General features: G+C 67.8%; 18 protein-coding genes. 3 read left to right on the top strand and 15 right to left on the bottom strand.

Translation table 11 applies throughout. From position 1 onward, the window contains the following. Window positions 1–146: 146 nt before the first annotated feature. The 9 genes from NA11_RS05310 to hemL all read right to left on the bottom strand — a co-directional run bounded on the left by NA11_RS05310 (window position 147) and on the right by hemL (window position 7,716). The gene (locus NA11_RS05310) at window positions 147–422 is read right to left on the bottom strand and encodes a hypothetical protein (RefSeq protein ID WP_069160609.1); all 276 of its coding nucleotides are present in this window, start codon (window positions 420–422) and stop codon (window positions 147–149) included. Between the two features lie 160 nt (window positions 423–582). Further along, window positions 583–1,032, bottom strand: a complete 450-nt coding sequence (locus tag NA11_RS05315; RefSeq protein WP_069160766.1) for a DUF4189 domain-containing protein — start codon at window positions 1,030–1,032, stop codon at window positions 583–585. Window positions 1,033–1,174: 142 nt separating this feature from the next. Then, window positions 1,175–2,143 carry a c-type cytochrome biogenesis protein CcsB gene (ccsB, locus tag NA11_RS05320; RefSeq protein ID WP_069160610.1) on the bottom strand — a complete coding sequence of 323 codons (969 nt, stop codon included), beginning with the start codon at window positions 2,141–2,143 and terminating at the stop codon, window positions 1,175–1,177. A gap of 2 nt (window positions 2,144–2,145) precedes the next feature. Continuing rightward, window positions 2,146–3,804 carry a cytochrome c biogenesis protein ResB gene (gene resB, locus NA11_RS05325; protein WP_069160611.1) on the bottom strand — a complete coding sequence of 553 codons (1,659 nt, stop codon included), beginning with the start codon at window positions 3,802–3,804 and terminating at the stop codon, window positions 2,146–2,148. Beyond that, window positions 3,801–4,643 carry a cytochrome c biogenesis CcdA family protein gene (locus NA11_RS05330; RefSeq protein WP_069160767.1) on the bottom strand — a complete coding sequence of 281 codons (843 nt, stop codon included), beginning with the start codon at window positions 4,641–4,643 and terminating at the stop codon, window positions 3,801–3,803. The genes resB and NA11_RS05330 overlap by 4 nt, the downstream gene beginning before the upstream one ends. Before the next feature lie 28 nt (window positions 4,644–4,671). Next, on the bottom strand, window positions 4,672–4,923 hold the full coding sequence (locus NA11_RS05335) for a hypothetical protein (RefSeq protein ID WP_069160612.1): 252 nt from the start codon (window positions 4,921–4,923) through the stop codon (window positions 4,672–4,674). Continuing rightward, window positions 4,920–5,561, bottom strand: a complete 642-nt coding sequence (locus NA11_RS05340) for a TlpA disulfide reductase family protein (RefSeq protein WP_245745724.1) — start codon at window positions 5,559–5,561, stop codon at window positions 4,920–4,922. Before NA11_RS05340 ends, NA11_RS05335 begins: the two co-directional genes overlap by 4 nt. Further along, window positions 5,558–6,202 (bottom strand): histidine phosphatase family protein, encoded by a 645-nt coding sequence (locus NA11_RS05345; protein WP_069160768.1) that lies wholly within the window; start codon window positions 6,200–6,202, stop codon window positions 5,558–5,560. Before NA11_RS05345 ends, NA11_RS05340 begins: the two co-directional genes overlap by 4 nt. A 176-nt stretch (window positions 6,203–6,378) precedes the next feature. Beyond that, complete coding sequence (gene hemL / locus NA11_RS05350; RefSeq protein WP_069160613.1) at window positions 6,379–7,716, bottom strand: glutamate-1-semialdehyde 2,1-aminomutase; 1,338 nt, start codon at window positions 7,714–7,716, stop codon at window positions 6,379–6,381. A gap of 190 nt (window positions 7,717–7,906) precedes the next feature. On the opposite strand from hemL, the gene NA11_RS05355 reads away from it, so the two are divergent. Continuing rightward, window positions 7,907–8,263, top strand: a complete 357-nt coding sequence (locus NA11_RS05355) for a hypothetical protein (protein WP_245745725.1) — start codon at window positions 7,907–7,909, stop codon at window positions 8,261–8,263. Window positions 8,264–8,273: 10 nt separating this feature from the next. Here NA11_RS05355 and NA11_RS05360 read toward each other — a convergent pair whose 3' ends face one another. The 6 genes from NA11_RS05360 to hemB form a co-directional block, all read right to left on the bottom strand. Next, window positions 8,274–8,495: a hypothetical protein gene (locus tag NA11_RS05360; protein ID WP_069160615.1), complete on the bottom strand. Its 222-nt coding sequence runs from the start codon at window positions 8,493–8,495 to the stop codon at window positions 8,274–8,276. A 156-nt stretch (window positions 8,496–8,651) separates the two neighbouring features. Further along, window positions 8,652–8,843 carry a hypothetical protein gene (locus NA11_RS05365; RefSeq protein ID WP_069160616.1) on the bottom strand — a complete coding sequence of 64 codons (192 nt, stop codon included), beginning with the start codon at window positions 8,841–8,843 and terminating at the stop codon, window positions 8,652–8,654. 88 nt (window positions 8,844–8,931) lie between these two features. Continuing rightward, window positions 8,932–9,180: a hypothetical protein gene (locus NA11_RS05370; protein WP_069160617.1), complete on the bottom strand. Its 249-nt coding sequence runs from the start codon at window positions 9,178–9,180 to the stop codon at window positions 8,932–8,934. Next, window positions 9,177–9,698 (bottom strand): transport-regulating membrane protein Mce1N, encoded by a 522-nt coding sequence (gene mce1N / locus NA11_RS05375; protein ID WP_069160618.1) that lies wholly within the window; start codon window positions 9,696–9,698, stop codon window positions 9,177–9,179. The genes NA11_RS05370 and mce1N overlap by 4 nt, the downstream gene beginning before the upstream one ends. Window positions 9,699–10,031: 333 nt before the next feature. After that, on the bottom strand, window positions 10,032–10,559 hold the full coding sequence (locus NA11_RS05380) for a hypothetical protein (protein ID WP_069160619.1): 528 nt from the start codon (window positions 10,557–10,559) through the stop codon (window positions 10,032–10,034). Then, window positions 10,556–11,533: a porphobilinogen synthase gene (gene hemB / locus NA11_RS05385; protein ID WP_069160620.1), complete on the bottom strand. Its 978-nt coding sequence runs from the start codon at window positions 11,531–11,533 to the stop codon at window positions 10,556–10,558. Before hemB ends, NA11_RS05380 begins: the two co-directional genes overlap by 4 nt. Before the next feature lie 213 nt (window positions 11,534–11,746). Between hemB and NA11_RS05390 the strand changes: the two genes are divergently transcribed. Together NA11_RS05390 and NA11_RS05395 are read left to right on the top strand one after the other, a co-directional pair. Beyond that, the gene (locus NA11_RS05390; protein WP_069160621.1) at window positions 11,747–12,535 is read left to right on the top strand and encodes a hypothetical protein; all 789 of its coding nucleotides are present in this window, start codon (window positions 11,747–11,749) and stop codon (window positions 12,533–12,535) included. Between the two features lie 10 nt (window positions 12,536–12,545). Continuing rightward, a complete protein-coding gene (locus NA11_RS05395) occupies window positions 12,546–13,628 on the top strand; it encodes a tetratricopeptide repeat protein (protein WP_069160622.1) in 1,083 nt (360 codons plus the stop codon). The last annotated feature ends 231 nt before the right edge of the window (window positions 13,629–13,859 follow it).

Here is a 13,859-nt window from a genome sequence, read left to right on the forward strand (position 1 = left end):
TGTCGAGGAAAAGAATGCGTGCCCCCGGATTCACCGCGGCAACACCGCGGTTTCACCGGGTTTCCGCAGGTGCCGAAGGAGGCCAGCACGGTCGGCTCGACAGAGCCTGCCATGGTTCCCCCTCATGGCGTCCTTCGGCAGGTAGGTCAGCGCGGCACCAGCATCCACGGACCCGCGTAGGGGCCGGGGCATTCGAAGTCCCACCATTCGCCGGCGAGAATGCCCTGATCCCCGCGCTCGACGCAGTCGAGGTGGTTGACGTACGGCCCGCGGAAATCGTCGCCGATCGCGGTGCCGGTTGCGTTGTCTGCCACGGCGATTGCGGTGGACGGGAGTGCACCGGCGAGCAAAGCACCTGCCAGAGCGACGGTTGCCGCCACACGTCGCGAGTTGATGCCCGATGCCCAGGCGTTGCTCTTCATGCGAGCAAGACTGCCAAGCCGGACTTACACCGGCGTCTCACGCGTGTCTCACGGTGCAGGTGTGGGTATTCGGCGGACACCACCGATGTCCGGCCCGGAACATTCCGCAAACCAAAGAGACCCGGTCCCAAAAGGTTCCGGGTCTCCCTAGCTGACGAAGTCAGGACGCGTTCGCAGTGCAGAGCACCTCACTGATCGCTGTCCCCGACTTGTCCGCGGAACCGACATTGGCCAGCATCGCGGGCGGGTGATGCTGAGCCATCGCAGTGTGGGCGGCGAACAGCGCTGCCGAACGGTTGGGTCCCGTGCCTACCGCGACCGCCCAGGTGGTCGACCGAATGGTGCTGTAGACGAGCGCACCACAGCCATCGGACCATTCAGCCAAGACGGCACAGTCGGAGACGCCGACCGGACCGCACGAGGCGAGCGCCTCGTCCAAGGCTTGCTCGCGGCTCCGCGCATTGACACTGCTGCCGTAACTCCAGTTGTCGCCACTGAACGCGATCGCACCGTAGTAACTCGCCGCATTCGCCGTACCAGCACCGATCACGGACCCCACCCCAAGACCCACCGCCGCCACCGCGACGACAGCCTTACCCATGAACCTCATCAACCACTTTTCCTTCGTGAACACCTACGCGAACATTGATCCCACGAATCATGGCCGACTCCACCCCAATCCCCCCAATCCGCCCCCGCAGCATCACATCCCCCCACCCCCGCCTATCACCACATCGACGAAGACGAACTCGCTAGTTCAGTCCGGCGTAGGAGTGGAGGCCGCTGATGACCATGTTGATGATGAAGAGGTTGAAGAGCATGGCTACGAAGCCTGCGACGTTGATCCAGGCGGCCTTGGTGTCGCGCCAGCCGGAGGTGGCGCGGGCGTGGAGGTAGGCGGCGTAGAGGACCCAGGCGATGAAGGAGCAGGTTTCCTTGGGGTCCCAGCCCCAGAAGCGGCCCCAGGCGGCTTCGGCCCAGATGGCGCCGAGGATGACGCCTGCGCCGAAGAGGGGGAAGCCGATGATGGTGGTTTTGTAGGCGAGGCGGTCCAGGGTGCGAGCATCGGGGAGGCGGCGGGCGATGGTCCCGAAGATGCCGGAGGATTCCGCGCCCTCGGGCTGGCGGACGCGGTAGAGGAACAGGAGGCTGGCAACGCCCGCGAACAGGAAGACGCCGCTGCCGATGCTGACGATGGTGACGTGCACGGGCAGCCAGAAGGATTTCAGCGCGGGGACGACCGGGGCCGCGTCGGCGTAGAGCACGGTGCCTGCGAGGAACAGCAGGATCAGCACCGGGACGAGCAGGAAGACCCACATGGCCCGGTAGCGCTGCTCACGCAGGAAGAGCACGCCCACGAGGATCGCCGCGGCCGTCGCCATGGTGACGAACTCGTACATGTTGCCGAGCGGGAAACGGTGGGTCGCGAAGCCGCGCAACACAATCGAGGCGATGTGCAGGGCGATGGCGACGACGAGCACCGAGAACGCGGTGTTGCCGAGGCGCTCCGAGAGCGACTTCTCCGGCGGCCCGACGACCCGGCCCGGCACCGTGGGATCGATGGCGGGACCGCCGACCGAGACGAGTTCACGCTCGGCGACCTGACGGCTGCGCGCGGTGGCGTACTGCCAGATCAGCAGCACGAGCACCAGCGCGTAGACCACGATCGCGGTCTTGAACGAGAAATCGCTGTAGCGCGCGATGGTCTCGTTGATCGGCATCTCTACTCTCCCGTGGTCTTCGCATCGGCCGCCGAGTCGGGCCGCGTGTCCAGCAGGCGCGTGCGTAGCCGGTCGAACTCACTGCCCCAGCCCGCCTGATCGGTTCGTGCCAGCCCGCCGAGTTCTACTACGGTGCGTCGTTTGTCCAAGGTACCGGCTGCGTCTTCGGCAGGGTAGACCCGCACCCAAATACGCCGCCGCTTCACCAGCAGCGACACCAGCAGGCCAACCATCATGGTCACCGCGGACACCAGCACCCACTGCTGCGCCGGATCGTGCGACACCTGCAGGTTCACGAACTCCTGCGCGCCGTCGAAGGTCACCTTGGTGCCGTTGGGCAGGCTGGTCGACTCGCCGGGACGCAGGTTGACCCTGGCCTCCTTCAGCAGTCGCCCCTGTTTGACCTGCTCGGTGTCGAGCGCGAACAGCGACTGCGGCCGTCCGGTGTCCAGGCCGGTGTCGCCACGATAGATGTCGACGGCGACGGCCGGATCGGTCATCGCCGGGTACGACGAGGTCATCAGCGAACCGTGGAACAGCGCGGTCGGCGCGAACAGCCCCTCGATGGCGATCTGGTTCTTGCGGCGCTCCTCGTCGGTGGCATACATGCCGCCGGGCGGGTCGATGCGCAGCACACCGCTGGACAGGAAGGTCATCGCGTCGTCAGGGCGCCACTGAATGGTCTCGGTGCGCGTCTGCCCGTTCGGGAAGGTGACGGTGAAGGTCGGCGCGAAACCGTGGCCCTGCAGATAGATTCGGTCGCCCGCGACGCGCAGCGGATGGTTCACCTGGAGCCGGGTGGACCGCCAGGTGTTGCTCTGCAGGTCGGCACCGGACTGGTATTCGATGTTCGAGGTGAACATCTCGGCCTGGCCGTTGGTCAGATAGTCGGCCTTGAAGTCCTTGACCCGCACGCAGATCGGGGCGAGCCCGGTGCCGTCGTTGACGTTGCCCGCCTTGAACGAGTCGAAGACGGCGGGTGAGGTGGTGCAGAAACCGGGCCCGTTGTTCGCGATGACGATGACGCTGCCCTCGTAACCGAACAGCTTGCCGACCGCGATGGCGATGAGCAGCCCGACCAGCGCAAGATGGAAGACGAGGTTGCCGAGCTCGCGGGTGTAGCCCTTCTCCGCGGCGAGGGTGAGTTCACCGTCGCGGTCGCCCGGCCTGACCTCGGTTCGCCAGCCGCGCAACTCTTTTCGAACATGCGCGAGGACCTCGTCCGGCGTCTGCTCGGCGGTGCCGGAGTAGTGGTGCGGCAGCCGGGACAGGTTGCGCGGCGCGCGCACGGGCGGGGTGCGCAGCGCGCGGTAGTGATCGACGGTGCGCGGCAGGATGCAGCCGACCAGCGAAATGAACAGCAGCACATAGATGGCCGTGAACCAGAAGCTGGCGAACACGTCGAACAGCTCGAACCGGTCCATCCACGGGCCGAGCGTCGGGCGATCGGCGATGTACTGAGCGACCTTCTGCTCGTTGAGACTTCGCTGCGGCAGCACCGCGCCGGGAATGGCGGCCAACGCGAGCAGGAACAGCAGCACCAGCGCGGTCCGCATGCTGGTGAGCCCGCGCCAGGTGTTGCGCACGAACGCCACCATCCGGCCAGGCAGGGATTGGCGCGGCGGGACCGGGGCGGTCACCGGCTTGTCTTGCACGGTCATATCGGGAGCGTCACCTCGGAGACGAACGCGTCGCGCACCCAGCCGACGAACTGATCCCACATCCCGGAGACCAGCGCGATGCCGACGGCGACGAGCAGCATGCCCCCGACGATCTGGATGGTCCTGGAATTGCGGCGCAGCCAGCCGACACCGCGCAGCGCGCTGGCCGACCCGAACGCGAGGATCACGAACGGCAGGCCGAGCCCGAGGCAGTAGGCGACGATGAGCGCGACGCCGCGCACCGCGGTGGTGCCGTCGGTGCCTGCGGCCACCGCCATCACGCCGGACAGCGTCGGGCCGAGGCACGGGGTCCAGCCGAGCGCGAAGACGCCGCCGAGCAGCGGTGCGCCCGCGATGCTCGTCAGCCTGCGCGGCTCCATTCTGGTATCGCGCTGCAGTGCGGGGACCAGGCCGATGAAGACCAGCCCCATCAGGATGGTGACCACACCGCCGATGCGTTGCAACAGTTCACGATTCACGTTCAAGGTCTGGATGACGCCGAAAACCGTTGCGGTGGCGAGCACGAAGACCACGGTGAACCCGGCGACGAACAGCCCGGCCGCACCGGCGACCCGCAGCCGCCCGGCCCGCGCGGCCTGCTTCGCGGCGTCGACCGCGACCGAACCCGGCTGCGCGGCAGTGGCTTGCGCGACGGTGGCGGGCGGCGCCTCGGCGCCGACGAGCCCGGCGAGATAGGACAGGTAGCCCGGCACCAACGGGACAACGCAGGGCGAGGCGAACGACACCAGCCCGGCGAGCACGCACGCCCCCAGTGCGAGCAGCAAGGGTCCGGTCGCGGCCGTCTGCTGAAAGGAATCCCCTACGGCGGCAAGCACCATCACCGGGTCGCCATGGTCACGCGCGAGCTCACCCGGCCTCACCCTCCGCGGGCTCCTCGGCCGGTTCCTGCTCGCCGCGGAACAGGATCCGCGGTTCGGTCGGCTCGGCCGCCGTGCCGAACAGCACGCCGGGGTCGAGCAGCGAATCGGCCGCGACGCTGCGCGGCACGGTGGCGATGCCCTTCCATCGGTCGTCTACGGTCCAGGCCCCGCCGACACGGCGGGCGCCCTGCCGAGGGCGACAGGCACGCAGGGTACGGGTACGACGATCGCGATTCACTGTGCTTCCTCCGAGGCGATTCTTTGAACGATCGGTTGCAGATCGTCGGCCAGCAATGAGCGCAGGAACACCGCGGCGACGCGGTGCTGACGATCCAAGATCAGGGTGGTCGGTATGACGCTGGTCGGGAAATTTCCGCCGAGCGCCAGCAGGGTACGCATGGACGGGTCGTAGATGGACGGGTAGCCGACCTTGTTGTCGACGACGAAGTCCTGAGCCTTGTCCTGCTGTGGGTCGCGCACGTTGATGCCGAGAAACGCGACGCCGCTGTCTTTCGTTGCGGCATAAACCTTTTCGAGCGCAGGCGCCTCGGCGCGGCACGGCCCGCACCACTGGCCCCACAGGTTGAGCACCACGACCTTGCCCGCGAAATCCTCGACCGACACGGTCTTGCCCTGCGTCATCAGGTCGGGTCCGGCCAGCTTGCCGATGGTGCCCCTGGTGCTCGGCGGATCGTAGAAGATCTCGGTTTTGCCGCCGGGCGAGACGAATTCGAAGGTGCCGCCGGAGGCCACCGCGTCCGTGCCACCCGAGCACCCCGCGAGCGCGGCGATCAACGCCACGCACGCGAGCAGGGCCGGAACTACCCGCCGTGCCGAGCGGGCAGGCGGGATGGCAGCAGCGGTGGCCCAGTTCATGCGCCGTGTACCGAGGGGTCCGAACCGCCTGCAGGCTCGGAGTACACGATGTCGACGAGCGTGTCACCGTGGTAGACCAGCGAGGTCAGCGAGGCGAGCGAGCACTGCCGCTGCCGCGGGTCGTGCCAGAGCCGCTGCCCCTGCAGGAACCGGCGCAGCGTCCACACCGGCAGCTGATGCGAGACGAGCACGGCTTCGCGCCCCGCGGCCTCGACCCTCGCCTTGTTGACCGCGGCCAGCATGCGGTGCGCGATCTGCAGGTACGGCTCGCCCCACGACGGGGTGAACGGATCGCGCAGCTTCCACCAGTGCCTCGGCTTGCGCAGCGCGCCGTCGCCGACGGAAACCCGCAGACCCTCGAACGTGTTGCCTGCCTCGATCAGGTTCTCGTCGGTCCGCACGATCAGATGATGTTGTGCGGCAATCGGTTCCGCAGTTTCCTGGGCCCGCTGCAGCGGCGAGGCGATGACGACGGCGATGTCGTGATCGGACAGGGCACGCGCGACCGCACCGGCCTGCGACCGACCGGCCACCGACAAACTGAACCCGGGCAGGCGGCCGTAGAGAATCCCGTTCGGGTTGTGCACCTCGCCGTGGCGCAACACGTGCACGATCGTCTCGACCGGACCACCGTCGGGCACCCGCTGCTCGGCCGACGCCTTCGGCTTCGACTCGGCGGCGGTCGCTTCGACCGCGGGAACCTGCTCGGCCGGACCCGACGCGGCCGCCGCGAACTGCGCGCCCGCATCGATGACGGCATTGGACGTGGGTTCTTTTAGCTCGCGCTTGTCGGCATCGGGCTGATCGTGATCGGAGCTCACGCGCGGGATCCTTCGGGAGTGGCGGCCGCGGCCGCGTGTGCGGCGGCGGGCAGGGCGGCGGCGATACGGTCGAATGCGTCCTCATCGAGCGCCGCGGAGACGAACCACGTCTCGAACGCGCTCGGCGGGCCATACACGCCACCGTCGAGCATGGCGTGGAAGAACGCTGGGTAGCGCCAGGTCTGGGTCGCCTTGGCGGTGGCGTAGTCGGTGACCGGGCGTTCGGCGAAGAACACGCTCACCATATTGCCCGCGAACTGGACCTGATGTTCGACCCCTGCGGCACTCAGCGACTCCGTGAACAACGCGCCGAGTCGCTGCGCGTTGCGATCCAGCGCGGCATACACCGCGTCGTCGGCCGCACGCAGCGTGGCGAGGCCTGCGGCGACCGCGACCGGGTTACCGGACAGCGTGCCGGCCTGATAGACGGGGCCGAGCGGAGCCAGGTGGTTCATGATGTCGGCGCGGCCGCCGAACGCGGCGGCGGGCAGGCCGCCGCTCATCACCTTGCCGAAGGTGTAGAGGTCGCCCGCGACGCCCTCGTGGCCGAACCAGCCCGCGCGGCTGACCCGGAATCCGGTCATCACCTCGTCCATGACGAGCAGTGCGCCGTTGGCTGCGGTCAGCTTCCGCAGTCCCGCGTTGAAGCCGGGTAGCGGCGCGACCGTGCCCATGTTGCCCGCGGCGGCCTCGGTGATCACGCAGGCGATCGCGCCGGGATGCGCGGCGAACGCGGCGGCGACGGCGTCGAGGTCGTTGTAGGGCAGCACGATGGTGTCGGCGGCCTGCGCGCCGGTGACGCCGGGCGAGGTCGGCAGGCCGAGGGTGGCGACGCCGGACCCGGCATCGGCAAGCAGCGCGTCGACGTGCCCGTGGTAGCAGCCGGAAAACTTGATGATCTTGGCGCGCCCGGTGTAACCGCGGGCCAGCCGGACCGCGCTCATCGTCGCCTCGGTGCCCGAGTTCACCAACCGCACCCGGTCCACCGGAGCCACCCGTTCGGCGATGGCCTCGGCCAGCTCGATCTCCGCCTCGGTCGGGGCGCCGAAGGACAAACCACCCACGGCAGCTCGCCGCACCGCGTCGACCACCGCGGGATGCGCGTGCCCGAGGATCATCGGCCCCCACGAGCAGACCAGGTCGACGTACTCGTTGCGATCGGCGTCGACCAGGGTGTATCCGTTGGCGGATGCGATGAATCGCGGTGTGCCGCCGACGGAGTTGAAGGCGCGCACCGGAGAGTTGACGCCGCCCGGAATCACCGAACACGCGCGGTCGAAGAGTTGAGCGGAAACCGGCACCGATGCGCTGGTCACGCGCGGAGAAGAACTCACGACCTCCAGTGTCGCAGCCCGATCGGAACGGGTCGACGACAGGGTGTAGGAGGGGTGACGTAGACCGCAACACGCCGGGACGATGTTTACGCCGTATTCGATCGCCGCAAGATTGCTGGTGCGTAATCTCGGGCGGCAACATTCCTCGGCCGGAAGGGTTTTTATGCGGTTTTCCATGTTCGGTGCGGCAGTGTCAACGGCACTGGTCGGCGCGGCGGTCATCGTCGGCGCGGGAACGGCCTGCGCGGCGGAACCGGTCGCGCTGCCCGATCGCATCGGCCTGCACCTGACACATGAGGAAACCAAGTCCGTCGCCGACGGCCCCATTCCGGCGGTGATCTCCATGATGGTGCCGCTCAACCGGATCGGCGTCGGGCTGGAAGCCGACACCGGGATCTACAAGGACGAGCACGGTGGCGTGCACGCGTCGCTGCGGCAGGCGATCATGGAGGCGGCCAATCATTCCGATGGAACCGTCACCATCTATCTGAATGCCCCTGGTACCCGCAACGGACGCGTGCTCGATATCTACCAGAACTGGAACTAGCCCAGCGGCGCTAGGCGTACATGCACGGCACCGAGGCCGAAATGGTGTGCAGGTAGCACATGAAGGTGTTGTACGGTCCCGCAGAACCCGAGTCCGGCACCAAGACCGGTGCGTCGATGGGGACCGCGGGCTCCAGTGCCAGTCCGGGGTTCGCACCGGCGGGTGCGGCACCGATCCCGATCGCGGCGGCGATCGCCAGTGCGGCACAGACTTTCACGGCAAACCGGTTCATCAAACCCAATCCTTGTCGAGATGGAGCGCCTGCGAGGCGCGAACGTGCGAGGCGCACACGTACGTTTACGGCCGAAATACTAACGGCGGCAGGGGCATTCCTGGCAATGCTCGGGAGCGATACGGCAGTGCCCACTTTGCCTTGCGACAATGCTCGTTAGGTGATCCCCACGCACCACAGCGCGAATCCGGTGGTCATCAGGCAGGCCAGCGGGGTCGGCATGACATGGGCGAGCAGTCCGGAGCCGCTGTCGACGTATACCGGCGTGACCGGCACCGGGGAAACCTCGGCGGGTGCCGCGGCGGCCGGAACCGCCGTCGCCGCGCCGATCAGTCCGGCCGCCGCCACGCCTAGGAGCGTTCGCTTCAGTGGGTCTGTCGGTTTCATGAGGTTCGGATTCCCGGGATTCCCCTGCCGAAACACCTCGCCGCGATGATCAGTTGTCGCGGCTGTGCCGCACCACGCGGCTGACCGCGTTGATCGCGAACACGCCTGCCAGCGCGACCAGTGCCGCGGCAAGCACCAACCACGGCGCCACGTAGCGCGTTGCCACGAATTCCGGTGTCGGACCCGCCGCCGCGAACGTGGTGGTCTGGATGCCGTGGCGCCAGCTCAGCACCGCCCCGACGAGTCCGAGCACGACCAACCCCAGTTCGACGGCGGTCGCCGCGCCCCATCCCCTCATCGGTCCGCTCCGTTCTCGCTGTGTTCGTCCTCGACATCGGACACCGGTTTCGCTACCGCACCACTGGCCAGTGCGCTGCGGAGTGCGCGATGATCCCTGGCCCAAGCTTGCACCAGGGAGCCGTCGGTCAACCGCAGGCCGATGCCGGTGCGTCGGCGCGGCACGCCGCTCAGTTCGCCTAGTGCGCGCGCCGATTCCCAGTCCTCGTCGTCCCAGGAATCCTCGTCCCGTTCAGGCAAGACGGCGTCGATGGTTGTCAGCGGCAGGGTTTCGGTGCCTTCGCGCAGCGTGGTTCCGGTCAGCTCGACGCTGACGTGTCGCTTACCCGCGACCACCTGCAGCGCAACGAATCCCGCGATCAGCGCGGCACAGAACAGGAGGGCGAACCAGTGCGCGGAGCTACCGGTCGCGATTTCGAGAACGAGAATGAGCAGGCACAGGATCGGCCCGTAGGTGACCGTGCGCCATCGGGCGCCCGGTTCGGCGAACACGACGTCCGCGTCCGACGCCTCCGTCATGCGACGCCGAGCAGCGCACGACGACGGTACGACGCAGCGCGAATCACCAAGGTGGCGTGGAAGATCAGCGAGTGAGGCCGGGCAACAACAACACGGCGACGGTGACCACCCCGAACAAAACCAGCAGGCTCAGCACGGCCAATTCCCGCCGAATGCTCTGCGGCTGTTGGATCACCACTCGCATTGATGTCTCCGATTCCCCGGAGCCATCTGCCGATTTCGCTTACGTAACGCAAGACAACGCCTGACAAACAACTTCCGGTTCCCATGTCCACTGTGACAACCCTCACGATACATGCCGAGGTTTCCGGGACAAACTCCGACGCCAAGCGTTCATCGACGGCTCATCTGGAAATACGCTGTCGCTTCCGGCCGGTGGGATAGGTAAATAGCACCACCCGAAAGCACCGCCTGCACGATCGCCGCGCCACCGGCCACCAGCGAGGCCGTCCCGGTGACCGCGTTGAACGCGAACAGCGCGCCGACCCCGATCACCACCAGCCAGACGCCAGCAATGGTCAGCAGCGTGCGCGCCCACAGCTTGCCGCGCGCGAACTGGTGCACGATCACCAGCGCGACCACGGCGACGACCAGCCCGATCAGCACGACGACGACATAGACAAGCGCGACCATCAGCTCGGCGCTGGCCAAGGTGACCTGCGGGTCCTTTTCCCTGGCCTGATCGAAGACCTGCTTGGCGAAGGTATGCCGCTGCGACAGCGCGGCAACCACCGACGCGACCAGCTGCACGACCCCGAATCCGACCACGCCCCACCACAATTGCCGAGCGGTGCCGACATCCACCGGCGTCGGCGCCTGCGGTGGGGGCGGTGCGCCGATCGGTCTCGGTAGGTTCGTCACGACAACCAGTGTGCGGCCTCGGTAGCCCAGTAGGTGAGCACGAAATCCGCCCCTGCACGCCGGATACCGAGCAGCGATTCGAGGATGGCGCCGCGGCGGTCGATCCAGCCGCGTTCGGCGGCCGCGGTGATCATCGCGTACTCGCCGGAGATCTGATACGCCGCAACCGGGACCGTGGAGCGATCGGCGACATCGCGCAGGATGTCCAAGTAGGACATCGCAGGCTTGACCATGACGATGTCCGCACCCTCGGCCAGATCGAGCTCGAGCTCGCGGATAGCTTCGCGGCGGTTCGCCGGGTCCTGCTGGTAGCTGCGGCGATCGCCCTCCAGCGAGGAAGCGACAGCCTCACGGAACGGGCCGTAGAACGCCGAGGCGTACTTGGCGGCGTAGGCGAGGATGCCGGTGTCGGTGCGGCCGACCGCGTCGAGGCCGCGCCGGATCGCACCGACCTGGCCGTCCATCATGCCGCTGGTGCCGAGCAGGTCGGCGCCGGACGCCGCCTGGGCGAGCGCCATCTCCACGTAGCGGTGCAAGGTGGCGTCGTTGTCGACGGAACCGTCGGCGCCGAGCACGCCGCAATGGCCGTGATCGGTGAACTCGTCGAGACAGGTGTCGGCCATGATCACGGTCGAGTCGCCGACCTCGTCGGCCAGCGCACGCAGGCCGCGGTTGAGGATGCCGTCCGGATCGCTGGCCTGGCTGCCGGTGGCGTCCTTGTCCTCCGGCCGCGGCACACCGAAGAGCATCAGACCGCCGACGCCTGCCGTGACCGCCTCGACGGCCGCTTTACGGAGCGAATCCATCGAATGCTGTGCGACACCGGGCATGGAACCGATTTCCCGCGGCTCTTCCAGGCCGTCGGCGACGAACATCGGCAACACCAATTGCCGTGGCTCCAGTGTGGTTTCGGCCACGAGACGACGTAGCGCGGGGGTGCGGCGCAACCGCCGCGGGCGGTCCAATCCGGTCATAACCGCACCATACGCCCGGCGTTATGAGCTGTCGCGAGCGCCCATCGGCTCTGTGTAAGCCCGCTGTCGCGGTGCCATGCGTCGGTGCTGGCGAAACGACACGAGCGTGCGCGACGAAACCCCGCATCGACAGTAACGGTGTGTCAAATCACACCTGTCGCGCAGGCCGATGGCGCATACTCCGACAGAGGGCGAGACCCCCTGGGGGACACCATGACCGAACCGCACACTGAAATCTCGCTGGCCAGAGCCGCCGACTTCGAATCGTGGGTGGCGGTGCTGCTCGCGGACTGGTGGCCGGTCCTCACCGGTGGGCTCACGCCGCCGGAGACGACATTGCGCGCGTGGCGCGCGGCCGCCGACGGCCACGGCACGATCTTCCGCGTCGAGTTCATCGCACGGCAACTGGCCGAACCCGAACTGATGACGGTGGCCAAGCGGGCCTTCGACAACCTCGGCATGACACCGGACGAACGCGAAATGACGCAGAGCCTCGGCAGGCACCTGGTCGGTCAGACCGAGGACGCCACCGTGCAGATGCGGTTCTCCGATACCGCGCACACCGTTTTCGTGCGGCTGCAAAGCAGGCCGTGCCAGGTCTCGGCGGCCGCAGGGCGGCAATTGAGCGCCATGCCGGACGCCAACCTGCCGTTCCCGAACACCACGACCGGACCGATCGACATCCGCGTGGCCCGCAACAGCGCCAGGCATCTGCTCGCACAGCACAGCGAGCGGTTCGCCGTACCCATCGACCCGTTCCAGCTCGGGCCGCAGGGGCACGTCTCGGATGTGGGCTGGGCGTTCGTCTTTCCCTGGTCGACCACGTCCTGGTACACCGACGGCACACCACCCGCGCTCGCACCGGGCACCAAAGGCCCGATCGTGGTCGTGAAGGACACTGGAGACACCTGGCTGCTCGATAGCCTCAGTAGCTACGACTCCCAACTCGCCGGCTACGCCGACACGTACGGTTACCGGCACGGCACGCCCGACCCGGCCTGAAAGGTCCGCGATGACAGATCGTCCGCTGGGCGCCCGTCGGCTGTCCGATGGGCGACTGCTGATCCCGTGGCACGGTAAGCAGCCCGACGGGACCATCGCCCACGGGATGGTCGAAATCGGACCCGAAGACGAGCGGTTCGCCGAATGGAGCGAATCCATCGCCAGGCGCGAGCGCGGCGAACTCCCCGACGATGCACATCCGGTCGATCCCATCGGGCTGCAATCGTTCCGCGATCCGCGACCCGATCCGGTGCCGACCGCGCACGAACGACGGCTCGACACGCTGCGCGCCATCGCCGAGCGCGGCGATCGCGGCGCGATGGAGCAGCTCGGGCATCTGCTGCGTGACGGGAACGAGCTGGTCGAGGCCGAGCAGTGGTTCCGGCGGGCCGCCGAGCGCGGCAGTGCGACCGCGATGGCGGACCTCGGGCTGCTGCTCGGCACGCACGGCCGGATCGCCGAAGCGGTGCGCTGGTTGGAGTCGGCCGTCGCCGCGGGCTGTGCCGGCGCGGATTTGCAGCTCGGGCTGCTGCATCTGGAACGCGGCAAGATCGACGACGCCGAACGCTGGCTGCGGCCCGCGGCCGAGGCAGGCTCGCCGGACGCGCTGTGCAATATGGGCGTTGTCGCCAATCGCCGAGGCAGCAACGAGGAAGCCGAGGAGTGGTACGAGCGCGCGGCCGCCGCCGGAAACCCAACGGCCATGCGCACTTTGGGCCTCTACGTGGCGCGGCGCGGCGAGTTCGGCCGTGCGGTCGAACTGCTCACCGAGGCCGTGCGCCGTGGCCGCACCGACGCCATGGCGATCCTCGGCTCGCTGCACCTCGACCACGGCGACACGGCCGCAGGCGAGTCCTGGCTGCGGCGCGGCGCCGACGCCGAAGATCCCGACTCCATGTTCCACCTGGCCCTTTTTCTTCGCGAACAAGACACTTTCCCGTTCACCGGCGATCTGACCGAGCCCGGCGTCCTGCGCGCCGCCGCCGCGATCGCCACCGGCCGCACCCCAGCCCAGCAGGAAGCCAGGCACTGGCTCGAACGTGCCGCCGCACTCGGCCATCCTCAATCCCTCCAACTCCTGCACGATCTTTGAGGGACCTAGTCGTCAGGCCTGAGCATCGATCCATGGACGAAATCCGGCAGTCGAGGTAGTTGAAGTCGATGAGCGCGAGCATCTGCTCGCGCTCATCGCGCGGGTATTTACCCCTAGCAGCGACGATCAGCACCGACCAGGCCGGCCCGGTAGTGGCGAGTATGCGGCTCGCCGCCACCGCTTCGGCTGGCCAACATCCCGTCCGGACACTTCGCCGCGAATTCCGCGGAG

This window comes from Nocardia altamirensis NBRC 108246, from assembly GCF_001612685.1.
GTDB classification, from domain to species: domain Bacteria; phylum Actinomycetota; class Actinomycetes; order Mycobacteriales; family Mycobacteriaceae; genus Nocardia; species Nocardia altamirensis.

Excerpts from the sequence above, each read along its gene's own strand:
- NA11_RS05310 (WP_069160609.1), bottom strand. The coding sequence starts at position 422 with ATGAAGAGCAACGCCTGGGCATCGGGCATCAACTCGCGACGTGTGGCG.
- NA11_RS05315 (WP_069160766.1), bottom strand. The coding sequence starts at position 1,032 with ATGAGGTTCATGGGTAAGGCTGTCGTCGCGGTGGCGGCGGTGGGTCTT.
- ccsB (WP_069160610.1), bottom strand. The coding sequence starts at position 2,143 with ATGCCGATCAACGAGACCATCGCGCGCTACAGCGATTTCTCGTTCAAG.
- resB (WP_069160611.1), bottom strand. The coding sequence starts at position 3,804 with ATGACCGTGCAAGACAAGCCGGTGACCGCCCCGGTCCCGCCGCGCCAA.
- NA11_RS05330 (WP_069160767.1), bottom strand. The coding sequence starts at position 4,643 with ATGGTGCTTGCCGCCGTAGGGGATTCCTTTCAGCAGACGGCCGCGACC.
- NA11_RS05340 (WP_245745724.1), bottom strand. The coding sequence starts at position 5,561 with ATGAACTGGGCCACCGCTGCTGCCATCCCGCCTGCCCGCTCGGCACGG.
- NA11_RS05360 (WP_069160615.1), bottom strand. The coding sequence starts at position 8,495 with ATGAACCGGTTTGCCGTGAAAGTCTGTGCCGCACTGGCGATCGCCGCC.
- NA11_RS05370 (WP_069160617.1), bottom strand. The coding sequence starts at position 9,180 with ATGAGGGGATGGGGCGCGGCGACCGCCGTCGAACTGGGGTTGGTCGTG.
- mce1N (WP_069160618.1), bottom strand. The coding sequence starts at position 9,698 with ATGACGGAGGCGTCGGACGCGGACGTCGTGTTCGCCGAACCGGGCGCC.
- hemB (WP_069160620.1), bottom strand. The coding sequence starts at position 11,533 with ATGACCGGATTGGACCGCCCGCGGCGGTTGCGCCGCACCCCCGCGCTA.
- NA11_RS05390 (WP_069160621.1), top strand. The coding sequence starts at position 11,747 with ATGACCGAACCGCACACTGAAATCTCGCTGGCCAGAGCCGCCGACTTC.
- NA11_RS05395 (WP_069160622.1), top strand. The coding sequence starts at position 12,546 with ATGACAGATCGTCCGCTGGGCGCCCGTCGGCTGTCCGATGGGCGACTG.